Source organism: Roseovarius sp., from assembly GCF_048262375.1.
Lineage (GTDB): Bacteria > Pseudomonadota > Alphaproteobacteria > Rhodobacterales > Rhodobacteraceae > Roseovarius.
In genome coordinates, this window is the sequence record NZ_JBLXFE010000001.1 from 162,083 (window position 1) to 187,050 (window position 24,968).

The 24,968-nt window shown below is 60.6% G+C and carries 22 protein-coding genes; 15 read left to right on the forward strand and 7 right to left on the reverse strand.

What is annotated here, in order from left to right:
• Positions 1-10: 10 nt before the first annotated feature.
• From ACN0SW_RS00795 to ACN0SW_RS00820, 6 genes are all read left to right on the forward strand, one after another.
• Entirely contained in the window at positions 11-745 is a 735-nt protein-coding gene (locus ACN0SW_RS00795) for a DUF2182 domain-containing protein (RefSeq protein WP_417726312.1), read from the forward strand.
• 18 nt (positions 746-763) lie between these two features.
• Positions 764-1,393, forward strand: coding sequence for a DUF1326 domain-containing protein (locus ACN0SW_RS00800; RefSeq protein WP_417725981.1), 630 nt, complete (start codon positions 764-766; stop codon positions 1,391-1,393).
• Complete coding sequence (locus tag ACN0SW_RS00805; protein WP_417725982.1) at positions 1,393-1,908, forward strand: DinB family protein; 516 nt, start codon at positions 1,393-1,395, stop codon at positions 1,906-1,908. The genes ACN0SW_RS00800 and ACN0SW_RS00805 overlap by 1 nt, the downstream gene beginning before the upstream one ends.
• Positions 1,905-3,017 carry a dimethylsulfoniopropionate demethylase gene (locus ACN0SW_RS00810; RefSeq protein WP_417725983.1) on the forward strand — a complete coding sequence of 371 codons (1,113 nt, stop codon included), beginning with the start codon at positions 1,905-1,907 and terminating at the stop codon, positions 3,015-3,017. Before ACN0SW_RS00805 ends, ACN0SW_RS00810 begins: the two co-directional genes overlap by 4 nt.
• A gap of 109 nt (positions 3,018-3,126) precedes the next feature.
• On the forward strand, positions 3,127-4,119 hold the full coding sequence (gene acuI / locus ACN0SW_RS00815; protein ID WP_417725984.1) for an acryloyl-CoA reductase: 993 nt from the start codon (positions 3,127-3,129) through the stop codon (positions 4,117-4,119).
• A 71-nt stretch (positions 4,120-4,190) separates the two neighbouring features.
• Positions 4,191-4,688 (forward strand): GNAT family N-acetyltransferase, encoded by a 498-nt coding sequence (locus ACN0SW_RS00820; RefSeq protein WP_417725985.1) that lies wholly within the window; start codon positions 4,191-4,193, stop codon positions 4,686-4,688.
• Between the two features lie 2 nt (positions 4,689-4,690).
• Here ACN0SW_RS00820 and ACN0SW_RS00825 read toward each other — a convergent pair whose 3' ends face one another.
• A complete protein-coding gene (locus ACN0SW_RS00825) occupies positions 4,691-5,485 on the reverse strand; it encodes an alpha/beta fold hydrolase (protein ID WP_417725986.1) in 795 nt (264 codons plus the stop codon).
• Positions 5,486-6,082, reverse strand: coding sequence for an amino acid synthesis family protein (locus ACN0SW_RS00830; protein WP_417725987.1), 597 nt, complete (start codon positions 6,080-6,082; stop codon positions 5,486-5,488).
• A gap of 129 nt (positions 6,083-6,211) precedes the next feature.
• Between ACN0SW_RS00830 and ACN0SW_RS00835 the strand changes: the two genes are divergently transcribed.
• On the forward strand, positions 6,212-7,099 hold the full coding sequence (locus tag ACN0SW_RS00835) for a LysR family transcriptional regulator (RefSeq protein WP_417725988.1): 888 nt from the start codon (positions 6,212-6,214) through the stop codon (positions 7,097-7,099).
• A 50-nt stretch (positions 7,100-7,149) separates the two neighbouring features.
• On the opposite strand, the gene ACN0SW_RS00840 is transcribed toward ACN0SW_RS00835, so the two are convergent.
• Positions 7,150-8,244: a LacI family DNA-binding transcriptional regulator gene (locus ACN0SW_RS00840; RefSeq protein ID WP_417725989.1), complete on the reverse strand. Its 1,095-nt coding sequence runs from the start codon at positions 8,242-8,244 to the stop codon at positions 7,150-7,152.
• Positions 8,245-8,386: 142 nt separating this feature from the next.
• Here ACN0SW_RS00840 and denD point away from each other — a divergent pair, with 142 nt between their 5' ends.
• The 8 genes from denD to ACN0SW_RS00880 are packed head-to-tail and all read left to right on the forward strand — an operon-like array spanning position 8,387 to position 15,790.
• Positions 8,387-9,370 (forward strand): D-erythronate dehydrogenase, encoded by a 984-nt coding sequence (denD, locus tag ACN0SW_RS00845; RefSeq protein WP_417725990.1) that lies wholly within the window; start codon positions 8,387-8,389, stop codon positions 9,368-9,370.
• Between the two features lie 56 nt (positions 9,371-9,426).
• Positions 9,427-10,395 carry a TRAP transporter substrate-binding protein gene (locus tag ACN0SW_RS00850; RefSeq protein ID WP_417725991.1) on the forward strand — a complete coding sequence of 323 codons (969 nt, stop codon included), beginning with the start codon at positions 9,427-9,429 and terminating at the stop codon, positions 10,393-10,395.
• Positions 10,396-10,455: 60 nt separating this feature from the next.
• Positions 10,456-10,956, forward strand: a complete 501-nt coding sequence (locus ACN0SW_RS00855) for a TRAP transporter small permease (RefSeq protein WP_417725992.1) — start codon at positions 10,456-10,458, stop codon at positions 10,954-10,956.
• Positions 10,953-12,239, forward strand: coding sequence for a TRAP transporter large permease (locus tag ACN0SW_RS00860; protein WP_417725993.1), 1,287 nt, complete (start codon positions 10,953-10,955; stop codon positions 12,237-12,239). Before ACN0SW_RS00855 ends, ACN0SW_RS00860 begins: the two co-directional genes overlap by 4 nt.
• Positions 12,236-13,126 carry an L-threonate dehydrogenase gene (ltnD, locus tag ACN0SW_RS00865; protein WP_417725994.1) on the forward strand — a complete coding sequence of 297 codons (891 nt, stop codon included), beginning with the start codon at positions 12,236-12,238 and terminating at the stop codon, positions 13,124-13,126. The genes ACN0SW_RS00860 and ltnD overlap by 4 nt, the downstream gene beginning before the upstream one ends.
• Positions 13,126-14,376, forward strand: coding sequence for a 3-oxo-tetronate kinase (gene otnK / locus ACN0SW_RS00870; RefSeq protein WP_417725995.1), 1,251 nt, complete (start codon positions 13,126-13,128; stop codon positions 14,374-14,376). The genes ltnD and otnK overlap by 1 nt, the downstream gene beginning before the upstream one ends.
• Positions 14,373-15,017 (forward strand): 3-oxo-tetronate 4-phosphate decarboxylase, encoded by a 645-nt coding sequence (otnC, locus tag ACN0SW_RS00875; protein ID WP_417725996.1) that lies wholly within the window; start codon positions 14,373-14,375, stop codon positions 15,015-15,017. Before otnK ends, otnC begins: the two co-directional genes overlap by 4 nt.
• Positions 15,017-15,790 (forward strand): hydroxypyruvate isomerase family protein, encoded by a 774-nt coding sequence (locus tag ACN0SW_RS00880; protein ID WP_417725997.1) that lies wholly within the window; start codon positions 15,017-15,019, stop codon positions 15,788-15,790. The genes otnC and ACN0SW_RS00880 overlap by 1 nt, the downstream gene beginning before the upstream one ends.
• A gap of 257 nt (positions 15,791-16,047) precedes the next feature.
• On the opposite strand, the gene ACN0SW_RS00885 is transcribed toward ACN0SW_RS00880, so the two are convergent.
• From ACN0SW_RS00885 to ACN0SW_RS00900, 4 genes are all read right to left on the reverse strand, one after another.
• Positions 16,048-21,258, reverse strand: coding sequence for a calcium-binding protein (locus ACN0SW_RS00885; protein ID WP_417725998.1), 5,211 nt, complete (start codon positions 21,256-21,258; stop codon positions 16,048-16,050).
• A gap of 331 nt (positions 21,259-21,589) precedes the next feature.
• Entirely contained in the window at positions 21,590-22,624 is a 1,035-nt protein-coding gene (locus tag ACN0SW_RS00890) for a hypothetical protein (RefSeq protein WP_417725999.1), read from the reverse strand.
• A gap of 13 nt (positions 22,625-22,637) precedes the next feature.
• Positions 22,638-23,612 (reverse strand): sulfotransferase, encoded by a 975-nt coding sequence (locus tag ACN0SW_RS00895; protein ID WP_417726000.1) that lies wholly within the window; start codon positions 23,610-23,612, stop codon positions 22,638-22,640.
• 37 nt (positions 23,613-23,649) lie between these two features.
• Positions 23,650-24,921, reverse strand: coding sequence for a rhamnan synthesis F family protein (locus tag ACN0SW_RS00900; RefSeq protein ID WP_417726001.1), 1,272 nt, complete (start codon positions 24,919-24,921; stop codon positions 23,650-23,652).
• Positions 24,922-24,968 lie beyond the last annotated feature (47 nt).

Genomic DNA, 24,968 nt, shown 5'->3' on the forward strand with positions numbered 1-24,968 from the left:
GGTCAGACGAATGGGGGGATGGCACTGGTTGGTGCTGTTCGGTCTCATTCTGGGGGCTTGGACGCTGCTTTATGCGATGTCACTGCCGTCGGATCTGCGTGAGGGCGCGGTGATCTATGGGGCTGATTTTCTGCAAAGCCTGTGTATCGTCACCCCGGATGCCGCAGGCTTTGGCCGGATCGTGATCATGTGGATGCTGATGTCGGCGGCGATGATGGCCCCGACGGCCCTGCCGGCCTTTGCCACCTATGAAGAGTTGAGCCACACGGGCGAGACCCGGTTTGGCGCTCTGGTGGCGGGCTATTTATCGGTCTGGCTGGGATTCTCGGTGCTCGCGGCGGTGGCGCAGATGGGGCTGTTTCAGGCCGGTTTGTTGACCGCCTTTGGTGACAGCCGGTCAGGCGTTTTGTCGGCGGTGCTGCTTGCGGTGGCCGGGGCCTATCAGTTCAGCCCCGTCAAAGAGGCCTGCCTGTCCAAATGTCGCCGCCCGCTGTCTTTCTTCATGCAGCATTGGGATGAAGGGGCATTGCGCAACGGTGTGCGGCTGGGGCTGGTGTGTCTGGGGTGTTGCTGGGCGCTGATGGCGCTGGCGTTTGTGGGCGGGGTCATGAACCTCGCCTTTATGGGCCTGGCGACGGTGATCATGGTTCTGGAAAAGCTGCCTGATCTGGGGCGGTATCTGACGCGGCCTCTGGGGGCTGGTCTGCTGGCTGCGGCAGCATGGGTTTTATTCACGACAATCTAACACAGAGGAGGCTGAACGATGGCATTGGATGATGTGGGCACGGTGCCCTGGGCGATCAAAGGGGAACTGATCCTCAACTGCAACTGCACGGTGTTTTGCCCCTGCGTTGTATCCTTGGGTAAACATGCGCCCACGGAAGGATACTGTCAGGCGTGGTCGGGTGTGCGGATCGACGAGGGTCATTACGGCGACGAGGACCTGAGCGGGCTCAATGTGGGGCTGATGCTGGAAATTCCGGGCCTCATGGCGCGCGGCAACTGGAAGGCGGCGGCGTTCATTGACGAGCGCGCGAGCGATGCGGCCTATGACGCATTGGTCAATATTTTCAGCGGCAAGGCGCGTGGCACGACGGGTCTCTTTGGGGTGTTGGTCAGTGAATTTCTGGGTGCCGAGCGGTCGCCGGTCGTTTTTGAGACCGAAGGCAATGCGCGCCGCCTGATGGTGGGCAAGAAAATCCAGGGCGAGGTGGTGCCGGTGCCGGGCCACAAGGGCGAGGATATCGTTGTCACCAACACGGAATACTGGATGGGGCCGGATATCACCGTCGCCACCGCCACCAAGGGCCGCGTGCGCGCGTTTGGCCGGGTGTGGGATTTCGACGGGCGCAGCGCGGAAATCTGTCAGATCGACTGGAAAGGCCCGCGCTGATGATGCTGACCGCGGATTATGTGCGCCTGATGGCGCGCTATAATGCGTGGCAGAACGCGCAGATCACGCGCGCCATTGATGGCGCGAGCCTCAGGCTGTTGACCGAGGATCACGGGGCTTTCTTTGGCTCGATCCTTGGCACGCTGAACCATATTCTGTGGGCGGACCGGATGTGGCTGCACCGCTTCGGGGTGGAGCAGAGCCGCCCCGAAGGTGGCATTGAGCAGGCCACCACGCTTACCCCCACAGGTGCGGCCTGGAGCGCCGAGCGGTTCACGGTCGATGGTCGGATCAGCGCTTGGGCGGGCCGAGTCCACAGCATCGACCTGACCGGCGATCTGACCTTTTACTCTGGCGTCACTGGGGCCGAAATTACCCGTCCCATGGCCGCCTGTGTCATTCACATGTTCAACCATCAAACCCATCACCGGGGGCAGGTTCACGCGATGCTGACGCGCGCGGGGCTGTTGGCGCCGGTCACCGATATTCCCTTAATGCCTGAGGAGGCAAAATGAACGCACCGCTTCTGTCCCCGTCGCGCCGGTTGCGCCGCACCCCCTTTTCCCAAGGGGTCGAGGCGGCGGGGGTCAAGGCCTATACGGTCTATAACCACATGCTGTTGCCCACGGTATTCCGCTCGGTCGAGGAAGATTACCGACATCTCAAGGAGGCGGTTCAAGTCTGGGATGTGGCCTGTGAACGGCAGGTCGAGTTGCGCGGACCGGATGCGGGCCGCCTGATGCAGATGCTCACCCCGCGCGACCTGCGCGGCATGACGCCGGGGCAGTGTTTCTATGTGCCTATCGTCGATGAAACCGGCGGCATGCTCAACGATCCGGTGGCGGTCAAGCTGGCCGAGGACCGTTGGTGGATTTCGATTGCCGACAGTGACCTGCTCTATTGGGTCAAGGGGGTCGCGCAGGGCTGGAGGCTGGATGTGCTGGTGGATGAGCCTGACGTGAGCCCGCTTGCGGTGCAGGGCCCGCGCGCCGAAGATCTGATGGCGGCGGTGTTTGGCGATGGCGTGCGCGATGTCCGGTTCTTTCGTTTTGGGCATTTCGATTTTCAGGGCCGCGACATGGTGATCGCGCGCTCGGGCTATTCCAAGCAGGGGGGCTTTGAGATCTATGTCGAGGGGGGCGATATGGGCATGCCGCTCTGGAATGCGCTGATGGAGGCCGGGAAGGCCATGGATGTCTATGCCGGTTGCCCCAACCTGATCGAGCGGATCGAGGGCGGATTGCTGAGCTATGGCAATGACATGACCGACGACAACACGCCGCACGAATGCGGTCTGGGCAAGTTCTGCAATACCCATACGGCGATTGGCTGTATCGGGCGGGATGCCTTGTTGCGCGTGGCTCAGGAAGGGCCGGTGCAGCAAATCCGCGCGATCGCCATCGACGGTGGCGCTGTGCCTGCGTGCAAGGAGTGGTGGCCGGTGCTGTCGGAGAAGGGCAACCGGGTGGGCCGGGTGAGTTCAGCGGCCTGGTCACCGGATTTCGGAACCAATGTGGCCATCGGCATGGTGCGGATGACCCATTGGGACGCGGGCACGACCCTGCGGGTGATGACACCCGACGGAGAGCGGTGCGGCACGGTTCAGGCGGGGTTCTGGAGCTGAGCCGGGGATTGGGGGCGCTGCCCCCGCCGCCCGTTCCGGGCGTCCCCCCCCGAGGTATTTTGAGCCAGATGAAGCGGGGCGCTGGCCCTGCGTAGAAAAGGAGAAAGACATGTTCAAGGCATTGGTCGTCGACAAGGACGAAGAGAGCGGCAAGACATCGGCAACGGTCAAGACGTTGAGCTTGGCGGATCTGCCGGAGGCCGAGGTGACGGTTGCGGTCGAGTATTCGACGGTGAATTACAAGGACGGGCTCTGCATCGGGCCGGGCGGCGGTCTGGTGCGCAAATACCCGCATGTGCCGGGGATTGATTTTGCAGGCACGGTCGAGGCGAGCAGTGATGCGCGCTACAAGCCGGGGGATCGCGTAGTTCTGACCGGCTGGCGCGTGGGCGAGGCGCATTGGGGCGGCTATTCCCAGAAGGCGCGGGTCAAGGCCGATTGGCTGGTGCCGCTGCCTGCCGGGTTGGACACGCGGGCGGCGATGGCGGTGGGCACTGCGGGCTTTACCGCGATGCTGGCGGTGATGGCGCTGGAGGATCACGGGCTGCAACCGGGGCATGGCGAGGTGCTGGTTACGGGAGCGGCTGGCGGTGTGGGCAGCGTGGCCACGGCCATTCTGGCGCATCTGGGCCATGAGGTGGCGGCTGTCACCGGACGCCCCGAGCAGGAGGCGTATCTGCGCAGTTTGGGGGCGAGCCGGATCGTGCCGCGCGAAGAGTTGGCCGAAACCGTCAAGCGGCCGTTGGAGAGCGAAAATTGGACGGGCTGCGTTGACGCCGTTGGCGGTGCAATGCTGGCGCGGGTTCTGGGGCAGATGAAATACGGCGCGAGCGTTGCCGCCGTGGGTCTGGCCGGGGGCGCGGGGCTGCCAGCGACGGTCATTCCGTTTCTGTTGCGCGGTGTGAACCTGCTTGGCATCGACAGTGTTATGCAACCCTATGCCAATCGGGTTCGCGCCTGGGAGCGGATTGCCAGAGACCTGCCGATGGACAAGCTGGAGGCGATGATCACGCCTGCGACGTTGGACGATCTGCCGCGTCTGGGGGCGGATATCCTGAAAGGTCAGGTCAAGGGCCGGGTCGTGGTCGATTTGAACGCCTGAGGCTTGCCAAAGCGATTGGCCCCCGCTAGCCATGGCGGGCGGGGGAGTATGGTATGACAGAACGGGCAGCTATGACCATCAGATTGGCGCGCGAGGCGGATTTCCTCGCAATCTGGCCAATCGTGCGCGATGTAATCCGGGCGGGCGATACCTATGCCATCGAACCCGGGCTGACCCGAGAGGCGGTGCGTAGTCTGTGGATGGATGCGCCGCGCGCCACCTATGTGGCCGAGCGGGATGGTGAGATCCTCGGCACCTATTACCTCAAGACCAATCAGGCCGGGGGCGGCGCGCATGTGTGCAACGCTGGCTATATGGTGGCCGAGGCCGCACGCGGGCAAGGCATTGCACGGGCGATGTGTGAGCATTCGCAGGATGAGGCGCGCGAATTGGGCTATCTGGCGATGCAGTTCAATTTCGTGGTCGAGACCAACCAAGGCGCGATTGCGCTCTGGGAGCGTCTGGGGTTTGAGACCGTCGGGCGTTTGCCGCGCGCGTTTCGTCATCCGCAGGTGGGGTTGGTCGATGCGCGGGTGATGTTTAAGTGGCTGGGGGACGAAGCTGCGTAAACTCAGGCATGTTGGCTGAGGAATTGCGTGAGCCGTCCGGCAAAGGCCTGCGGCGCTTCGATCAGGCCAAGGTGACGTAGTCCGGGCAGGATCAGGCAGTGGCTCTGCGCGATCTCTCTAGCAATGGCGTGGGCCATCTCTGGGGTTGAGCCGCTGTCGTTTTCGCAGGTCATCACCAATGCTGGCAGGTGCAGAGGCGGCGTTGGCTGGATCAGTTCGGTGACACCCTGTGCGAGTAAAAGCCGGTGCGCCGCATAGCTGGCGGGGTCGGTGGCCAGAACGGTTTTACGGATGGCCTCGACCTCTGCCGGGCTCTGACTGCGGAATTCGGGGGTGAACCAGCGGTCAAGAGCCGCGTCTATGGTGGCGGCGGGCCCGCCTGCGCTGGCATCGCGCGCTTGTTCCTCGACCCGGGCCTGAAGCTCTGGGGCGCGTTCATGCGGCGAATTGAGGATGGCTACAGCCGACACGCGCGTCGGGTGATCGAGGGCGACACGCCGGTTGATCATGCCGCCAAGTGAAAAGCCGGTCAGCGCTGCTTTGGGCAGGCCGAGCCGGTCCATCAGGGTGATGATCTGGGTTGCGAGCGTGGTGAGGGTGAGCGGCCCCGTGTGGGGCGCGCTCTCGCCATGGCCGGGCAGGTCGTAGCTGAGCACACGGAAGCGCTGCGCCAAGAGCGGCGCAATCACGCCCCATGTGCTGTTACGCGAAAGACCGAGGCCGTGGATCAGCACTATGGCTGGCGCGTCCGCCGAGCCGATCAGGTCATATGCGGTGCCGTCCGGGGAAAGGGCCATTCAGACCCCCGCCGGATTATCGGGATCATGCCCCATTTCGCGCAGGTCATCGTATCGGTTGCCAATGCGGTGGTGCGGGTGACCGCCAACCGAGGCACCAAGGGCGAGGATGATCTCATCTTCGGCGGGGGCATCGGGGACGCTGGTGTGGATAGTCTGGTAATGTGAGCGCCGCCCGGCGTCGTCCTTGTCCATCAGCGGGATCATGAGCGAGGCCCCGGCGGCACCACGGGTATTGGTAAAGGCGAGGTAGGTCTTGGCCTTGACCGCATCGCGGAATTGATTGCCGAACCACAGCGTATGGGTGAGCGCCATGGCGTGCTCCAACTCGCCCCCCATGCCCACGATGCTGGCCTTGCCATAGCCTTCGAGCCGGTCGCCCGTCACCTCAAGGATCATGTCGGTCAGCATACGGCCCAGTTCCGGGCCATGCGCGCGGATTTCGGGGCTGAGATCCTCGACATGACCGCACCCGAACCACGGGTTGCGGATGATCGCCATGGCCGCGACCAGCAGCGTGGGTTCTGCCACCTCTTGCCACCCTTCGCGGTAGGTGCGTTGCACAAGAGTGAGGCTGCGGCGAAGCTCTATCGTCATGGGTCTGTCCTAAGTGATCTGGGGCGCCGATGCGGCGGGTCGGAGGAAAGTCGCACAAAAGGAGCATTCTTGAAAACGAATTGTTTTGCTGCAAATATGCGGAAAATCCGAATTGAGAGCGCCCCCACGATGAACATCACCGCCTTGCAAACCTTTTTGGCCATTGTCGACACCGGCAATTTGGTGCGCGCGTCGCAAAAGCTGAACGTGACGCAATCGACGGTCACGGCGCGGCTCAAATCGCTGGAGGATGAATTGGGCCAACAGCTTCTCAATCGGCAGAAATCCGGCACCACGTTGACGCCTGCGGGCACCAAGCTATTGCGCTATGCGCGGATCATGACCGGGCTCTGGCGGCAGGCGCGCTATGAGACGGGCCTGCCTGCGGGGCTGAGTTCGGTTTGTACCTTTGGTTGCGATCGTGAGCTGTGGCACGGGCCGGGGCGGCTGTTCTTCGATGGGGTGGTGCAGGGACACCCGGATATGGCCGTGTCGGTGCAGCAGGGCAGCGGGCGCGAGTTGGAGGATTGGCTTGCGGCGGGGCTGGTGGATGTGATCCTGACCTATGGGGCCTCGGCGCGGGGTAACCAGACCGCACATGCGCTGCCACCGGAGGAGCTGGTGCTCTATTCCGACCGGGAAGTGACCTCAATCCGGGCCGACCCCAAGTATATTTTCGTCGATCACGGTGAGGAGTATCGCCGTGCCCATGGCGAGACCTATCACGATGCCGGGATTGCGCGGGTGAGCTTTGACAGCTCTTGGTGGGCGCTGCAATTTCTGTTGGAGCGTGGCGGGTCGGCCTATTTGCCGCGCGCGCTGGCGGCGCCGCATGTTGCCGACGGGCGATTGTTCGAGTTGCGCGAGGCACCGATTTACAGCCGCAAGAAGATGCTGGTGGTCAATGACAGTGCTGCCGCGAATTGGGATTGGTTCGCGCCATTGGTCGGTGCGTTGAGGGTGCAAACCGCGGATTGGCTGGAGCATCCGGACCGGCGCTTTGTCATCCCGGAATAGCGCCGGGCTGAATCTGGCGCGCGATTGTCAGCGTCGCCTTGTGCCGGGCCTTAGGCGGTGCTGCCCGGCACGAGGCGGAAATCTATTCGGGTGATCTTGGGCGGGGTATCGCCTGTGAGGCTGCGCAAGATGTGATCGGCGGCGACATAGCCGATGCGTTCGCGGTTGGAGGCAATGGTGGTCAGGGGGGTGGGCAGAGCCTGACCGATGCTGAGTCCGTTGAACCCCGCCAGAGCAATGTCACCGGGAATGGAGAGCCCGGCGGTTTGACAATGAAAGACGCCCCCTACGGCCATATCGTCATTGGAGAAAAACACGGCCTCGGGGGGCGGGGTGGCTGTGCTGAGAAGCTGCGCCAGACCTTCGCGCCCGAGTGGCACCGACGAGGGGCCAGAAAGCACAAGGCTGTGCGCGAGGGTAAGGCCCACTTCGGCCAGACCGTCCTTGAACCCGTCAAGCCGGGCCACTGCACGAAAATCGGTTGAAATGTCATGGCCGATATAGGCCAGTTTGCGATAGCCGCGCCCGATCAGGTAATGCGCCATCGAGCGTCCGGCGGCACGGTGCGAAAATCCGACAGCCATGTCGGCCACATCTGATTCGATATCCATCACCTCGACCACCGGCATTTCGGCGGCGTGCAACAGGGCGCGCGTGGCCTCGTTTCCGGCGGTGGGTGCCAGAACGATGCCCGCAGGGCGCCAAGACAGAAGGTCACGCAAAAGATGCTCTTCTCGGGCCGCGTCGTAATGTGAAATGCCCAAGATCGGGTGATAGCCGTCGCGTTCGAGCCGGGTCTCTAACCCCTTGAGTACATCCGCAAACACAATGTTCGAGAGCGAAGGTAGTACAACGCCCACCTGTCGCGAGGTGCCGCCCGCGAGTGTGCCTGCCAGACGGTTCGGCACATAGTTGAGGGCGCGCGCGGCCGTTTCGACCTCCTGACGGGTCTGCTTGGCAACGGAACTGCTGCCGCGTAAGGCGCGGCTTGCGGTGATTTCACTGACGCCTGCGGCCTTGGCCACTTGCGACAGGGTCGGGCGACGGGACGGTGTGTCTGGTGCGTTCGGGTCCATACTGTCCAGATTGCGCAAAATGACTGCGCTGTCATTTAGAATCTGTGTGATCTTGATGATTTGTTGCACGGGGCCCCGGCTGTTAAAGCGATATTTTATGAGGAATACACAATAAATTCATGTCTGCTCTATGGGGGGTTAGTGAGGAGGGCAGAAGAATATTGACAGCGCTGTCATAACTTGGTTGAGTTCGCGGCGAGGGGGATTTGATGTGCGTATACTGATTACCGGAGCGGCAGGCTTCATCGGCCAAAGAGTCGTGCGTGCACTGTCCGAGTGTGACAGTCTGGTGGTGGATGGGCAAGAGCGCCGGATTGCGGCTATTCTTGCCACCGATATTGCCGAGGCACCCTTGCGCGAGATGGAGCGGTCCTGTCGGCGGGTCCATGCGGTGCCGGGAAATCTGGACGATGCAGAGGTGTTGGCGCGCATCATCGAGGATGCGCCCGAGCTGGTGATCCATTTGGCGGGGGTTGTCTCTGGTCAGGCCGAAGAGGATTACGCGCTGGGGATGCAGGTCAATTTACAGGCGACCATTGCGTTGATCGACGCCTGCCGCACGCTGCGCAAGCCGCCGGTTTTTGTCTTTTCCTCGTCGGTCGCGGTGTTTTCCTGTGCCGATAATGACACGATTTCCGAAATCACGCAGCCTGCGCCGCTGTCGTCCTATGGCACGCAAAAGCTGATGGGCGAATTGCTGGTGCGGGACGCCAGCCGCAAAGGGTTCATCAAGGGCCGAGCGCTGCGCTATCCGACCATCGCGGTGCGTGCGGGCAAGCCGAACCGTGCTGCCTCAGGCTTTGCCAGCGGGATCATCCGAGAGCCATTGGCGGGTGTGGCGGCGGAGTTGCCGGTGGGGCGGGCGCTGCGCATGCATCTGGCCTCGCCCGCCAAGGCGCTGGAGTATACGCTGAAAGCTGTCGCGCTGGCGCAATCCGAGCTTGGTCTTGAGACCACCGTGACCTTGCCCGGCATTTCGGTGACCGTTGGGACCATGCTCGACACGCTGGAGGCGTTGGCGGGCGCGGAGGTGGCGGCGCTGGTCGTGGAACGGCCTGATGCGGCCATTGAACGGATCGTGGCCACATGGCCGGGGCAGATCGTGACGCCGCGCGCCGAGGCCTTGGGCTTTGCGCCCAATGAGGATTTCGCCGAGATTGTACGGGAGTATATGGCCAGTCTGGCAGCGGAGTGACCGGGGTCGGAAATCCCTGAATTTAAAGCAACGAGAAACCAAGGAGGAGGAAATTAATGAAACATTTCGCATTGGGTGCGATTGCCGCACTGGGTCTTGCGACCGCGGCTGAGGCACAACAGAACATCGTGGTGGGGCATGCTCTGTCGCCCACGTCGCATTACGGGGTCGGGGCGCAGGCGTTTATCGATACGCTGACCGAATTGTCAGGCGGGACCTTTACCGGAGAGCAAGCCCCCGCCGGGCAGTTGGGCGGCGAGCGCGACATGATCGAGGGTTTGCAGATTGGATCGCTCGATGTGGTGATCACATCGACCGGACCTTTGGGCAATTTTGTGCCGCAGGTCTATGCGCTCGATCTGCCGTTCCTGTTCCGCGATTACGACCATGCGCGCACCGTGCTGGATGGTGAGATCGGACAGGAATTGCTGGATGAGATCAGCAAGAACAATCTGGTGGCGCTGGCATGGTCGGAAAACGGATTTCGGCATGTGACCAACTCGCAGCACGCCGTGCGCACGCCCGGCGATCTGGCCGGACTCAAGCTGCGCACCATGGAAAACAAGGTGCATATGGCGGCGTTCGAAGGCATGGGGGCTGCCCCGACGCCGATGGCTTTTCCTGAGTTGTTCACCGCGCTGCAACAGGGTGTGGTCGATGGTCAGGAAAATCCGGTGACGGTGATCACCGCGTCCAAGTTCTGGGAGGTGCAGAAATATGTATCCCTCACCGGACATGTCTATTCGCCTGCAGCAGTTCTGGCTTCGCCTGTGCTGCTTGACAGTCTGACCGATGAACAGCGCGGCTGGTTCCAAGCGGCGGCCAAGGCCTCGGCGGCGGCGACGCGTGCCGAAGTCAACCGTCTGGAAGAGGCCGGTGTCGCGCTCTTGCGGGAAAATGGCATGGAGGTGATTACCGATATCGACAAGGCGCCCTTTGCGGCGCTTGCCGAAGAGGCGTCCTATTCGGTCTACACCGACCAACATGGCAGCGAGATGGTCGAGCGAATCAAGGCGGTCAAGTGATCCGCAGTGCAATCTTGGAACTGGCGCACATCTGCGCCAGTTTCTGACGGAAGGACACCTATGAAGCTGTTTCTCAAACTAGAGGCCATGACGACCCGGCTGGCCTTGCGGTTGTCGATCGTCTTTCTGCTGATCGCAACGGGACTGGCGCTCTATCAGGTGACGACACGGTTCGTTTTCGGGCACCCCTCGACATGGTCAGAGGTGATCACGCGGTCTGCGATGATCTGGTGCGTGTTTCTGGCTGTCGCCCCGGCATTTCGCGAGGGTGCGATGATCGCGGTCGAGATCGTGCAAAAGATGCTGCCGCCGCGATTGGGCTTTGCGCTCTATCTCGTGTCGATGGGATTGTCGGTGGTGTTTTTCTGCATCCTTTTCTGGCAGGGCTGGGCGATGACCGAGCGGGTGATGTCGCAAAAGCTGGCGGCGCTGGAAATTTCAATCGCATGGGTCTACGCGGCCCTTCCGGTGGGGTCCGTGTTCATTCTGCTGGCTATTCTGGGCTGCGTGCTGCGCGCGATCAAGCAAGGCGCGCATGAGTTCGCGGCGGGTCTGCAATGAACGCGGCGCTGGCTCTTTCTCTTGCAATTTTCTTTCTCGCCGGAGTGCCGATTGCCGTGGCGATCGGGCTTGCGTCCGTCATCGGTATCGAGGCGAATGGCCGCCTGCCGCTCTTGTTGGTGGCGCAGCGGATGTTCACGGGGATCGACAGTTTCCCGCTGATGGCGATTCCGCTCTTTATTCTGGCGGGCAATCTGATGTCTGCCGGGGGCATCTCGCATCGGTTGGTGGAACTGGCGAAATCTATCGTGGGTGGCGTTCAGGGCGGGCTTGCCGCGTCCTGCGTTTTGACCTGTATGATGTTTGCGTCGGTTTCGGGCTCATCGGTGGCCACGACCTTTGCGATTGGTGCAATCCTTATTCCGGCGATGGTGAAACACGGCTATCCGGCGCCGATGGCCGCCTCGGTGCAGGCAAGCTCTGCCGAATTGGGCGTGCTCATTCCGCCGTCGATTCCGCTGATCCTCTATGGTGTCTCGACGGACACCTCGATTGGTCAGCTGTTTCTGGCAGGGATCGGGCCGGGAATTCTGGTGGCTGGGTCGCTGATGGCTCTGGTGCTGATCCTTTGCCGTCTTCGGGGTATCGGGCTTGAGGATGGGCGCGACCGCCCGAAAGTGGGTCCGGCGCTCTGGGCGGCGCTGCCCGCGCTGATCGTGCCCGTGGTCATTCTGGGCGGGATCTATTCAGGTATCTTTACGCCGACCGAGGCGAGCGCGGCTGCTGTGGCTGCCGCTGTGATCGTCGGCATGGGATTCTACCGTGAATTGCGGTTTATGGACCTGCCCGAAATCCTGAAGCGGACGGTTTTGTCGACGGCGGCGATCATGCTGATCATTTCCGCGGCGGCGCTGTTTTCCTTTTTGATCACGCGCTCTGGCCTGCCCAATGAAATCGCGGCCTGGTTCAAGGATATTTTCGAGAGCCGCATCGCGTTTCTGCTGGTGGTCAATCTGATGTTGCTGGTGGTGGGCATGTTTATCGAGACCTCGGCAGCGATTCTTGTGCTTGCACCAATCCTGGCGCCGATTGCGGTGTCTTACGGGGTGGATCCGGTGCATTTCGGGCTGATCCTCGTGGTCAATCTTGCACTGGGGATGATCACGCCGCCGTTGGGGGTAAACCTCTTTGCGGCGTGTGCGGTGGCCAATCTGTCGATTGAAAAGGTCATCCCACACCTCTTTTGGTTCGTGTTGACCGTGTTCGGGGCGCTGATGCTCATCACCTATATCCCGGCCATCACGCTCTGGCCGATGCAAATCATTCTCTCGGTAGGTCCATGACACAAATCGTTCACTTCGCGGGGCTGGGGTCGATGGGCCTTGGCATGGCGCAGTCGGCCCTGAGGGCTGGCCTTGACGTCTATGGTTATGATCCTGACGCGGGGCGCTGCGCGCTCTTGTCGGGGGCGGGCGGTAAGGTTCTGGACCGGACATCGCCCAAGGCGGGTATCCTTGTCTGCGTTGTGCTCAATGCCGTCCAAATGCGCGCGGCGCTCTTTGGCCCGGAAGGCTGGGCCGAGCGGTTGGAAAAGGGCGGTGTTATTCTGGGCTGTGCGACGGTCGCGCCAGAGTTTGCTCGCGAGATGGAGGCAGAGGCGGCAAGCCGTGGTTTTCTCTATCTCGATGCGCCAATTTCCGGTGGGGCGGTCAAGGCTGCCGAGGGGCGGCTCTCGATTATGGCGTCGGGGCGGCCTGAGGCGTTTGATCGCGCGGCAGAGGGGCTGGCGGCGATTGCCGAAACTGTGCATCGGCTTGGCGATCGTGCCGGGCCGGGATCGGCGATGAAGGCAGTCAATCAGTTGCTGGCTGGCGTGCATATCGCCGCGATGGGCGAGGCGCTGAGCTTTGCCGCCTCGCAGGAGTTGGATCTGGCCCGTGTTCTGGAGGTGATCAAGGTCTCGGCGGGCAATTCATGGATGTTTGAAAACCGCGCGCCGCATGTGATCGAGGCGGATTACAGCCCGCGTTCGGCGATCGACATTTGGCCCAAGGATTTGGGGATCGTCACGGATATAGCCGCGCGCGTGCCCCTGCGCTTGCCGCTGGTCGAGGCCGCGCTGGCCGAATATCGCGCGGCGTCTGAGGCGGGGCTTGGGCGCGAGGATGACGCGGCCATCACCAAACATATCGCCGCCCGCGCCGGGCTGCGGTTGCCGGAGGGCGACTGATGCTTTTGGGCTGCATCGGTGATGATTTCACCGGATCGAGCGATCTCGCCAACACGCTGACCAAGGCCGGGATGCGGTCGGTGCAATATGTGGGTGTGCCTGATACGTCTGCGGCGGCAACGGTCGAAGCGGGGGTTGTCGCGCTAAAATCTCGGTCTATTCCGGTGCAGGATGCGGTGGCGCAATCGCTTGCGGCGCTGGCGTGGCTGCAGGCGCAGGGGTGTCGGCAGTTTTTGTTCAAATATTGCTCGACCTTTGATTCCACACCTGAGGGGAATATCGGCCCGGTGGCTGAAGCGCTGGCCGATGCCTTGGGCGCGCGTCAGGTGATCGTCTGTCCGGCCTTTCCTGGGGCAGGGCGGACGGTTTATCAAGGGCATCTCTTTGTGAATGATCGCTTGCTGAGCGAGAGCGGGATGCAGCATCATCCGCTGACGCCGATGTCCGATCCGGATATTCGCCGTTGGTTGGCGGTACAGTCACGCGGAAGCGTCGGGCATATCGGTGCGCAGATCGTGCGGCAGGGGGCACAGGCGATCACCGAGGCGCTGACGGCGCAGGATGTGTGCGGGCATCGCCTGATTGTCACGGATGCGGTCAGCGAGGATGATCTGATGGCATTGGGGCGCGCAGCGGCAGATTTGCCGCTGGTGACGGGCGGCTCTGGGATTGCCATGGGCTTGCCCGAGAATTTTCGGGCGCGTGGCGAGCTGTCGGTGCAAGAGAAGGTTTGGCGCGGTCAGATGGGCCCTGCGGTGGTGCTGTCAGGCTCTTGTTCCGAGGCGACGCGGGGGCAGGTGGCGCGGCACGCGGCCTGCAATCCGGCGCGGGAAATTTCGGCCGATGCGGTTATGGCGGGGACGGTTTCTGCTGGTGATCTGGCGGAGTGGGCATTGGCGCAGGAGGGCATTCCGATGATCTATTCCTCTGCGGACCCGGCCCGCGTGGCACAAGATCAGGCGCGGTTTGGCGCGGCAGCTGTCGCAGCCGCTATCGAGGCGTTCTTTGCCGGGGTGGCGCAGGCGCTGGTTGCGCGCGGCGTGACCCGGCTGATCAGTGCGGGGGGTGAAACGTCGGGTGCTGTGGTGAGTGGTCTGTCGCTCGGACAGCTGGAAATCGGCCCCGAGATTGCCCCCGGTGTGCCGGTCATGCGGGCGAATGATGCCCTTGTTCTGGCGCTCAAGTCCGGTAACTTTGGCGGGCCAGACTTTTTTGCAGAGGCCGCTCGGATAATGGAGCATCCCGCATGACCGAGAGCCGTTTGCGCGAGGATCTGTGTTTTTGGGCCAAGTCGCTGTTTGATCGGGGGCTGACCGGCGGGGCGTCGGGCAATATCTCGGTGCGCACAGAGGATGGCGGCCTGTTGGTGACGCCGACGGGGGTTAGTCTTGGCCGGTTAGACCCGGCCCGTCTTAGCCGGTTTGACGCTGCTGGCCATTTGATCTCGGGCGATGCGCCAACCAAGGAAATGCCGCTGCACGCAGCCTTTTACGAGACACGGCGGAGTGCGGGGGCGGTGGTGCATCTGCATTCCACCCATTCGGTCGCGCTGTCGATCCTGCCGGACACCGACCCGGAAAATGCCGTGCCACCGCTCACCGCCTATGCCGTGATGCGGGTGGGCAAGGTGGCGCTGTTGCCGTTCTTTGTGCCCGGCGATGCCGCGATGGCGGATGCGATCCGGGGGCTGGCGGGACGGCGGTCTTCGGTTCTTTTGGCGCATCACGGCCCGGTGGTGGCCGCCAAGGATCTGGATGCGGCGGTGTTCGCGATGGAAGAGCTGGAAGAAACCGCGCGTCTGGCGCTGCTCTTGCGCGGCGCGGGGGCCCGTCCGCTGGATGCGGCGCAGATCGGCCAAGTGGTGCGTAAATTCGAGGTGGAGTGGGACTGATGCGCTTCTCCGCAAACCTTGGGTTTCTTTTTACCGACCGGCCCTTGCCCGCGGCGATTCACGCTGCGGCTTCGGCAGGGTTCGCGGCGGTGGAGTGCCATTTTCCCTATGATTTCCCTGCCTCAGAGGTCAAAGCCGCACTGATCGAGACCGGATTGCCGATGCTCGGCCTCAACACCCATCCGGGTGACCGTGCGGCGGGGGATTTCGGGCTGGCGGCGCTGAGTGGGCGCGAGGCTGAGGCGCGCGGGGCAATCCGTCAGGCCGTGGATTATGCGCAGGCGATCGGCGCGGGTGCTGTTCATGTCATGGCGGGCTGCACCGATGGCGGTGCAGAGGCCGAGGCGAGCTTTCGCGCCAATCTCGCCTATGCCTGCGATCATGCCGCGCCGTATGGTCTGAATATCCTGATTGAGCCGATCAATCACCGGGATGTGCCGGGATATCACCTGTCATCGAGCGCGCACGCGGCAGCGATTATTGGGGCTCTGGGCCGGGATAATCTGCGGATGATGTTCGACTGCTATCATTTGCAGATCATGGAAGGTGATCTGTTGCGGTGCTTTGCACGGTATCAGCCAATCATCGGCCATGTGCAAATCGCCGGAGTGCCGGATCGCGGGGCACCGGACCGGGGCGAGGTGAATTATCCGTGGCTCTTGGCGCAGATCAACGATCTGGGCTGGACCACGCCGTTCGGGGCCGAATACCGGCCGGGCGACGCTGGCACCGAGAGCACGCTGGATTGGTTGCCGCGGTTCCGGGCCTTGTGAGCCATCGTTAAGCGCGCCAAGCGTTAACGCTGCTCCGCGCGATCCCCTGTATCCCGACTGCCAGATGGGCCGCACATCAGAGACCTCAGTTGTGCCCCCTCTCAGGGCGCTTGCATTTCCGCCATTTGTGTCTGGCCCGCTTTCTTGCAGGGAAGGGGATGCAATTCTTTACAAGAATGAGTTTGGCATCATCTGACCGGCCAAAGCATTGGAGGCTCTGGCGTGTTCGCATGTTGGAACCGCGTGGGTTCTCGATCTTAGAGGAACTGGAAATCATCCACGGTCAGATTTGCCGCAGCTACGCCCTCAACCAGCAGCTGATGGCCGTTGACGTTGATCTGTGCCCCCGCAATCGTATCAATAATCCCCAAGGCCGCGACAAAGCCCGCAAGCCCGTTGCCACCGTTGGTGATGTTGGGTGTGCCGGTGTCCGGGTTGTTGATGCGGATAAAGATTCGGTCGATTCCATCCTCGAAATCGGTGATCACGTCGCGTTCACCCTCGGCAAATGCGCTGAACACGAACTGATCCGCGCCCGCGCCGCCGGTCATCGCGTCATTGCCTGCACCGCCGTTGACCGTGTCGTTGCCGGTGCCGCCAACGATCACATCGTCGCGCCCGCCGCCCGCAAGGAAATCATTGCCCGCTCCGCCAAGGATCGAGTCATTGCCCTCACCACCACCGACCCGGTCATTGCCAATGCCTGCATCAATCGTGTCGCGCCCTGTGCCACCCCCGATATCGTCCTCTCCACCGCCGCCACTTATCATATCGTTGCCAAAGCTGCCGGACATGCTGTCATTGCCCGCGCCGCCGTCGAGCGTATCGTTGCCCGCGCCGCCCGCGACCACGTCATGGCCAAGGCCACCTGACATGGAGTCGTCGCCAAAGCCCGCCCCCATGATGTCGTCACCATCCCCACCGCTCAACGTGTCATTGCCCGGCCCCCCCCCGAGCGAGTCATTTCCAGCGTCCCCACTGACCACATCATCGTCATCCGCGCCGGCCACCGTGTCGTTGCCGTCACCACCAGATAACGTGTCATTGCCGGCCTCGCCAAACACGCCATCATCTCCTTCGAGACCGAGGATCGAATCATCCCCGCCCTGACCAATCAGAGTGTCGTCTCCTGCGTCGCCAGTGATGGCGTCGTTGCCCGCCGTTCCGGTTATTTGCCGTCCTGCAGGCGGCAGGGCAAGCACCTGACTGAGCGTGAGGGTGGCGTCAGTGAAACGGAAGCTCTCGATGCTCTCTACGGTATCCTCGCCCTCGAGCGAGATGAGGGACAAAAGCCCGTCCACCTCTGATATGCGCACCTCTGTTGAGGCCACATCGAAGATCGCAAGATCAAAGCCTGCGCCGCCCAGCAGGCTGTCGTTGCCTGCGCCGCCCTCTAGGGTGTCATCGCCCGCGTCACCGTTGAGCGTGTCTTCGCCCAGACCGCCGCTGAGCTGGTCATCGCCCGCAAGGCCCGACAGGTTGTCCTGTCCCCCCGCGCCGGAAAGATGATCCGCTGCGGTCGTCCCGGTAAAGCTGTCATTGCTATCGCCGCCGATCACGCGCTCGAAATCAAGAAAGCTGCCAAAGGCAGCGCTCGCGATGTCGATCAATTCGATTTGAAAGGCGGCAAAGTCGGTATCCGTGAGAGAGGGCAGGACGCGGCTCAGGTCATCTGCGCTGTTGGATTGAATGGGGTTGGCTTCGAGCACGTCTTGCGGTGTCAGCGCGACCCCGCCAAAGATACGGGCCTCGGTTCCATCACTCTCCGCGATGCCGTCGCCGTTGGGATCAAGGTCCGCCCAACGCGGCGATTTGTCGAGCAGGTTGCCAGTGTATGTGCCGGTGCCCAAGTTCAGGGCCACGGAGCCGGAGACCGTGCCAAAGTCGAGCGTATCGAACCCTGCGCCGCCACTCAGGTTTTTGGTGCCGAGGCCAACGACGACGGTGTCGTCACCAGCCCCCCCCGAAACCGAGTCATTGCCCGAGCCTGTGATCAGAATGTCATCGCCGCCTGCGCCCTCAAGGCTGTCGTTGCTGCCGCCACCTGAGAGCATGTTGTCGAGGTCATTCCCGGTCAGAATGTCGCCTGCGCCAGTGCCGATCACATTCTCGATTGAAATCAAGGTATCGGTGCCGAATGCGCCTGTCGCTGTGCCGGTTGCCAAGCTGACCGTCACCGCGCCGAAACTGTCGGCCAATATTTCGCCGGTGAGACCGCCGGGCCGGGCCCATGCATAAGACGCAGTATCGCTATCGGCACCGCCATCAAGGCGGTCATTGCCGGGGCCGCCGTGCAACAGGTCCTCGCCAGCACCACCTTCGAGCGTGTCATTGCCCGCACCGCCAAAGAGTTTGTCACGGCCATCTGCGCCGCGGAGCGTGTCGTTGCCGCCGCGCCCCAGAATCTGTTCCGACAGGCTGCTGCCGTCGATCAGGTCGTTGAATTCGGTGGCGATGATCACTTCAAAATTCTGCAGGGTCATGTCGACCTGCTCGGCATTGTTGACGATCAGCCCTTTGAACGACACCACCGTCCCTGCCGCCAGATCAGCGACAATGCGCGAGTTAAAGTTCACGTCGAAGGCAATCGTGTCATAGCCGGTGCCGCCATCGGCATTGCCGCGGAACCGCTCGATCCGGACGACATCGTTATCCGCCCCCATGATCGCGGCATTGTCGGTATCGGTGTCGTCGAAAACAGCGAAATCGTCGCCCGCGCCTGCGCGAAAAATGCCTCCGCCGCCACGGTTGAAGTTTCCGATGTCATTACCATTGCCAGCATGCACATCGGCAAAGCCGTTTTCGCCGTCAAAGCGGTCATTCCCATCCTGAAGGAAGAACACTGCCGTCGCGCTGCCGCCGGGGGCATAGATCGCGTGGTCGTTGAAATTGCCAAGCGAGATTTCCTCGACGCTGGTGGGTTTGAGCGAAAAGAACACGTCGTTGGCGTTGCGCAGGTCTTCACCCTGAACGGTGGTCTTGTGCGCCCGGAGGGTCAGAGAAATCGCGCTTTCGACGCGATAGAACCAGCGCGCATCGCCCACGCCTTCGAGCAGCAGCCGGTCGAAACCACTGCCGCCTTCGATCTGAAGTGCGGTCGAGCCGCCATCGACCTCTTCGACGAGGATGAGATCGTCGCCGTCGCCGCCGTTGATGTTCTGGGTGCCGCCGGTGTGGATCACATCATCGCCGCCCGCGCCATGCAAAAGCGTGGCCGTCGGCGCGCCAAAGAGCGTATCCGCGAGATCGGAGCCCATGAACCCTTCAACACCATCGGTCGTGTCGGTCGTAACTGCGTTGCCCGCGAGATCGAACCGGGTCACACGCCCTGTGCCCGCGTCGATCCGTACCGGACCGCTGGCCTCGAGGTCCTGCATGTAATTCTTGAGTTGTTGGAGGATCGAGGGGTCATCGCTTTGATCGCTGACATCAAACTTGATCGTGTTGGACGAGCTCGTGTAGGACAAAACGTCAAACCCGTCGCCGCCGATGTAATGATCGCTGACCCCGGCCTGTGCCGCGCTGCCGGAAATCATGACGTCGATACCGCCAGCCCCCGCATTGATCACATCGGCCCCGGCCCCGCCGACGATATAATCATCCTCGCCCCCTGCATCGATGGTATCGTTTCCGCCAAGGCCGCTGATCACGTCGATCCCGTCGCCGGTAAAGATCACATTGGCGCTGTTGGTGCCACGGATCATGTGATCCTCATCGGGTGAGGCGACGACGTTCTCGATGGAACTGAGCGTGTCCTGACCCTGTCCAAAGGATGTGCCGTCGATCAAATCCACCCTGAGACGCGAATTTGCCCCTCTGAGCACCTGAAACGTATCAGTGCCGGAGCCGCCATTCGCCTGATCGTTGCCAAGGCCGGGCAACAGCACGTCGTTGCCTGCCCCGCCGTTCAGCTGATCATTCTGTGTCGAGCCAAAAATCCGGTCGTTTCCGCCCAGACCGTTTGCGACATGAAATCCGTTAATCGGGGTGCCGGAGGCATTGAGGAACATCAAATCGTCTTGGGCGAATCCCAATTGGTCGCCATTCAGAATTGAACCGCCGATGCGCGCATTGTTGAGCTCGGCCCCCGTGAAAGAGATGTCGGTAAACACGACGTTGTCGATGTCTTGAAGTGCGACCAGAACGTCGATGCCGGTGTTTACATTGGTTTGAGGCGCAAGGTGGCTAACGATGATATCCCCGGTATCCGGGTCGCGTGCCAATTCATATTCGGTAAAGCTGGCCGCGAAATAGAACAGATCAGCGCCCGCGCCGCCGTTGAGACTGTCAGAGCCCGCGCCTGCAATGATGACATCGTTGCCGCCACCGCCAAAGATTATGTCACTGCCGTCAAGGGCATCAAGAATGTCATCGCCGTCATCCCCCGCAAGCAGATTGGCGACATCATTGCCCCAGCCTGTGGGGCCTTGATCGGCCTCGCCCACGACATTCCCGAAAAAGGCCGATTCAACCGTGTCCAAAAGCGGAATGGTGCCAAGCCCGTCCACGATGTATTCCAGTAGGAAATCCTGCAGCGGCTGGATCAGCTGTTCGAACGCATCCAGAAGGTCGATCGAAGGAATAAGCGCATCAATTGCCGCCTCTGTGGCCTCCAGAATGCTGTCGAGATTCAGAGTTTCGATCACGAAATCTATGATCGGATTGACGATCAGCCCGATCAGTGCGTCGATCGCATTCAAAAGCGGCTGGATTGGAGCAAGCAGGCTCTCGGCTGCACTGAGTGGCGCTTTCAGGAAATCGAAGATCTTGCCTATCTCATCGAGATCAACAAGATCACCAAGGATTTGCTCGAAGTCGATATCCACCAGCACTGCAAGGAATGCGTCCACCTCTGCCTTGACGTTGGTATACAAGGTTTCAACGCCCTCGATCAGCGCATTGCGCGCAGCCATCTGCGCCTCAATGGCAGAGTTGAGGGCGGTGTAGGTTCCGCTCCAGACCTCTGCGCCGCGCGTGGCGACGCTGATCGCTTCCTTGAAATTTCCCGTGGCCTCAGAGGCGATTTCGAGCTGTCTCACTCTGAGCGTAAGCGCGTCCGAGACGATGCTGAGTGTCAGCTTTGCGCCAGAAAGGCCGGTTTCGAGATTCTCGACAAACTGGCCATCCCCTTCTGTTTCGGGTGTCGAGCTGTCATCCTTGCCGCTGATTTCGTCAAACTTGTCGTCGATCTTGTCTACTGTTGGCTCAATCCGGTCCAAAACCCTCTTTAACGCAGTTACCGGTGTCTTGAGCGGCGCAACAAATCCGGCAACTGTGAGCAGATTGCTCACCGTAAACAGGGAATCGTCTATTTTTTCGGCAGTCTTATCGGCGGTCTTGTATTTCTTGATCCCAAATTGTGCTACGGAAACGAGTGTGCTAATTTTTGATGTGACGTCTTGAAGTGCTTGTAATCTAGGGATTGTTTGATCTGTGCGCGCCTTATAGGCGTCGAGTTCAATGCCCATTGAATCTATCCTTTTGTCGCCTTTAGGAGAAAATTCCTTCAGGTTGGAAATGGTGGTTGTTCAGAAAAATCATCAATCTTATGCTCATGTATCGTAGCAAGAATGGCTTAATCTGACAACAAAACGCTGTCGCCTTCGCCGCGTACAAGGGCTTTGGCGGAGATCCCGCCTGAAAGGTGTGTCGTTGTGCCGGTCAGGAACGGCCTGTCAACCGATGAAGAGTTTTGAGCGTCACGCGTGGCCAGCCCCGCCCCACAAATCTGCGCGGGCGATAGAGGCGTGCCGCGCGACGGTGAGGCCGCCATGTGGACACATGATCGCAGCCTCAGGCTTATGCAAAGGACATGAAATAACGCGAGATGAGGGCCTTGAGGTCACGCGGCAGATCGGAAATGCCGACGGTTGATCCGAGGTAATCTCGGATCTGCTCGATGGTGCGGGGCTCTACTTCGCTTAGGAAGAGATCAAGGGCCTCGGGGGAAAAAACAGGTGCATGTTCTTCTTCATCAGACCGGTATTCAATCCTTGTATTCTCGTAGAGCCAGCTTACATCTGCGGCGTCAACAAGCCCGGAAATCAGGTCACGCGGTAGCTCAAAGCGACCGGGGAAAAGGGCGCGCAGATGCGCGATGCATCTTGCACGCGTCTGTGTCAAAGCTCTTGGGTCGGCGATGGTCGTCTCGAGAGTGTTGAGGTGGTAGATTACCCGCACCGCTTCGGTCGATAGGGATAGGTTCTCATCCCGCGGTCGTCGCGGCACGGGGCAGCCGATCAGATCGGCAAAATCCTCTACGATATCCCCATTCTTGAGCGTGCTACGGTGATAGTCACGAATGATGGTGGCTTCCCTCCCGAAGACGTGAAAAACACGCTCCAGCTTTGCGCGGTATCCGGGTGGTACCGGAGCGTGACCCATGCCACCGTATTTTATGCGCTCTTGCAGTTCGCTTGATATGAACGACACCGGATCGCGCACATAGGCGATCACAACGATGCGGGGAGTGTTCTGGTTCAGGACCGCGTGCAAATGCTGCAATGCCTCTTGTGACATGACCGAGATATCCTCGCCCGAGAGGATCACGTCACGCCGCTGCTCTTGGCGAAAGAACTGGATCGTGGTGGCGGCCAGCTTGTCCCGATGGGCCTCGATCTCTGGAGCAGTCATTCCGGCGCTTTTCCAGATGTGATAGCTTTGGTGATGGCCCGAAAAGATTGTGTAGATCGGAATGGAATGGTTTTCATAGCCGAGCTTGGCATAGCAAAATGCGGTGTCCGCGTAGCCATTGAAACTCGACTGGATGGCGGAACTGCCGGTCTTGTGAAAGCCGATGTGAAGATAGATGGTCTGGCGGCTGGCGTTGCTCATTTGCCCAATCCCTCTATGCGGGCCTGCGGTTTTCACCGCGCCCATGCCGGATGTAATGATCCACCGGGCTGAGCCCGCTGTTGAGGACGTCAAAATAGCGCAAGAGATAGGTTAGTGGTTCAAAGTATACGCCATCCACATTGACATTGGTCGCGGCCAGGCCGAATTGGCCAAGCCGTTCCTTAGCAAGCCCGTGCCTGTCTTGCCAGACTTGACCGTGTCTTGCCCGTTCAACCGGGCCTGCAAAGAAAAGTGAGGCCAATTCTGTCGCCTTCAGAATGCGCCTCTGCAACGCTTCGGGCAGAAGCCCGTCGAACTCTATGACCTTTTCAATGTCCATTTCCGCGGATGTGACATTCTCAAATCGGGATGGGGCGGAGAGCGGCAAAAAGGGTGCTTTGCCCGTAAAATAGCCCAAGACCCTGAGCCACGTCTGCTGCCTGCTGACCAGTTCTTCGAAGGGGACGAAAAGCACATTCGGACGGTCTATGTGGGCAATACATCCGACGAAATATGAGATGTAATTCGAAACAAGCTGGTTGAAATGCTGCTCAATCGTGGCGACGATGTCCTGCGCAGGCTTCAAACGCTTGGAAACCGATACGAAAACTGCCCGAGGATCGCGGTGGATTACGACCGCGCCGCGTACAAAGGGGGCCCTATGCAGGGATTGTCCCAGCACCTCCATGTATTTGGGGGTTTTGTCAAAAAAACCGCCGCTGTGATTGGGAAAAGCCTGCGAAAATACGCTGTTGTAGAATGCGGCAAAATCACCTTGAACCGCCTCGTTTAAGCTCTCTGCGGACAGGGGCCAATATTTGGTCATATTGTCCCAATACGGCTGAATTTTTGGGAATTCGGGCGGCGTGCGTGCCATGAGCACTCCGCATTCAAAGCCCGACTCGTAACCGTTGGCCCGAAACAGCTCGGACAAAAGTGTGGTGCCGCCGCGTTCATAGCCCGCGAGAATAAAGTCAGGGGAGATCATCGGTTTCCAAGCCTCAGTGCCGTGCGCGCTCGGACCATCAGATCAACCCGCGCATAAAGGCTGCGCGCTTCCAGCCCTGCAGCATCTGCGCCCCGAATGGGCGGTCTAGCAATAAGGCACTCAGTTCCTGTGCCTCGTCCGGGTCGAGTTTGCGTTGCAGGCGCAGCAAGTCGTAGTTGTTGAAGGCACCCCGATACAGACCGTCCAACTTTATGATTGGCAGGCCAAGCTCTAGCAGGATCGCCGCATTCTGATGAATCTGGCTTCCCGTCATGAACACTTCGGATGCGACCGCCGTCAGCGCGTCGGTCAGGATGGCGTCGAAGTTTTCCGTTTGCGCCCCGTCTGGAACATGGCGCAACAGATAGTTTGCCAGTTCGGCGCGTGTGGTGATCAACGCATCCTCATGCATTTCGTTGAGTGGTGTGTCGGTTGTGACCTCGATATTAGCTGCAGTTGAGTAGTACGGCACGATAACCCGACCCGCGAGGGATTTGGTTACTTTTGAAATGTCAAAGCGCGGCCATAAAATAGAGCTGCTGGTGCGGCTATCTTCCAGCAACAGGCCCTGCAGGTCCGGACTGCTCTTTAACTTGGTTAAAAACCAATTCGTGCCATAGAGCGCGCGGATCTGATCGGGGGCAGAGATGCAGCGTTTGAGTGTTTTCGACAGCTTCATTTCACCCTGCTTGATCACAATCGGGCGCACGTCTGTCAGTCTGTATGAGGTCCAGTACCTCTGAAAGCTGGGGGCATTCACAACAGTTTGCGCCATTGAGATACAAAAAGAGCCGAGGTGATATTCGATCTCGTAATTCTCGGTTGCACCCAACACCTCGGACTGTGTGCCCATCATGTCCCGGAGGAATTTTTCCAGCCCCCTGCTGCTGTAATACACGCTATCATTGATCATCAGCACGCGCGGACAGCTCTTGTGCCATTTCTGCCTGAACAGATGCAGGAACCCGGTGCGAAAGCTTCCGAAATCGCGCCCGAAATTCGGCCGCTCGATATAACAGTCGACCAGCTCTTGCAGCGCTTCGGGTTGCTTCAGCGTTAGGGTGTTGACCGCCAGAATATACAGGCCCTGCGCCTTGGCCACGCGCAGCATGCGCTTAAGATCGGGTCTCAGAGCACCTTTCTGATAGAGCGCCAAGAGCATGATCGGCTGGCCTGCGTAGGGTCGCTCAAAGTGGCAGATTGACCCCTTGCCAAGCGATTTAACCTGCTGAACCCTCGATTGCAGTTCTACAATGACGCGCGCCATCGGGAAGAGCATCACCGTGTGCAGTTGAGATAATAGCCTCATGCTTTTTCTCCAGAATTCCTAACGGATAAGATCAGGACATCACCCAG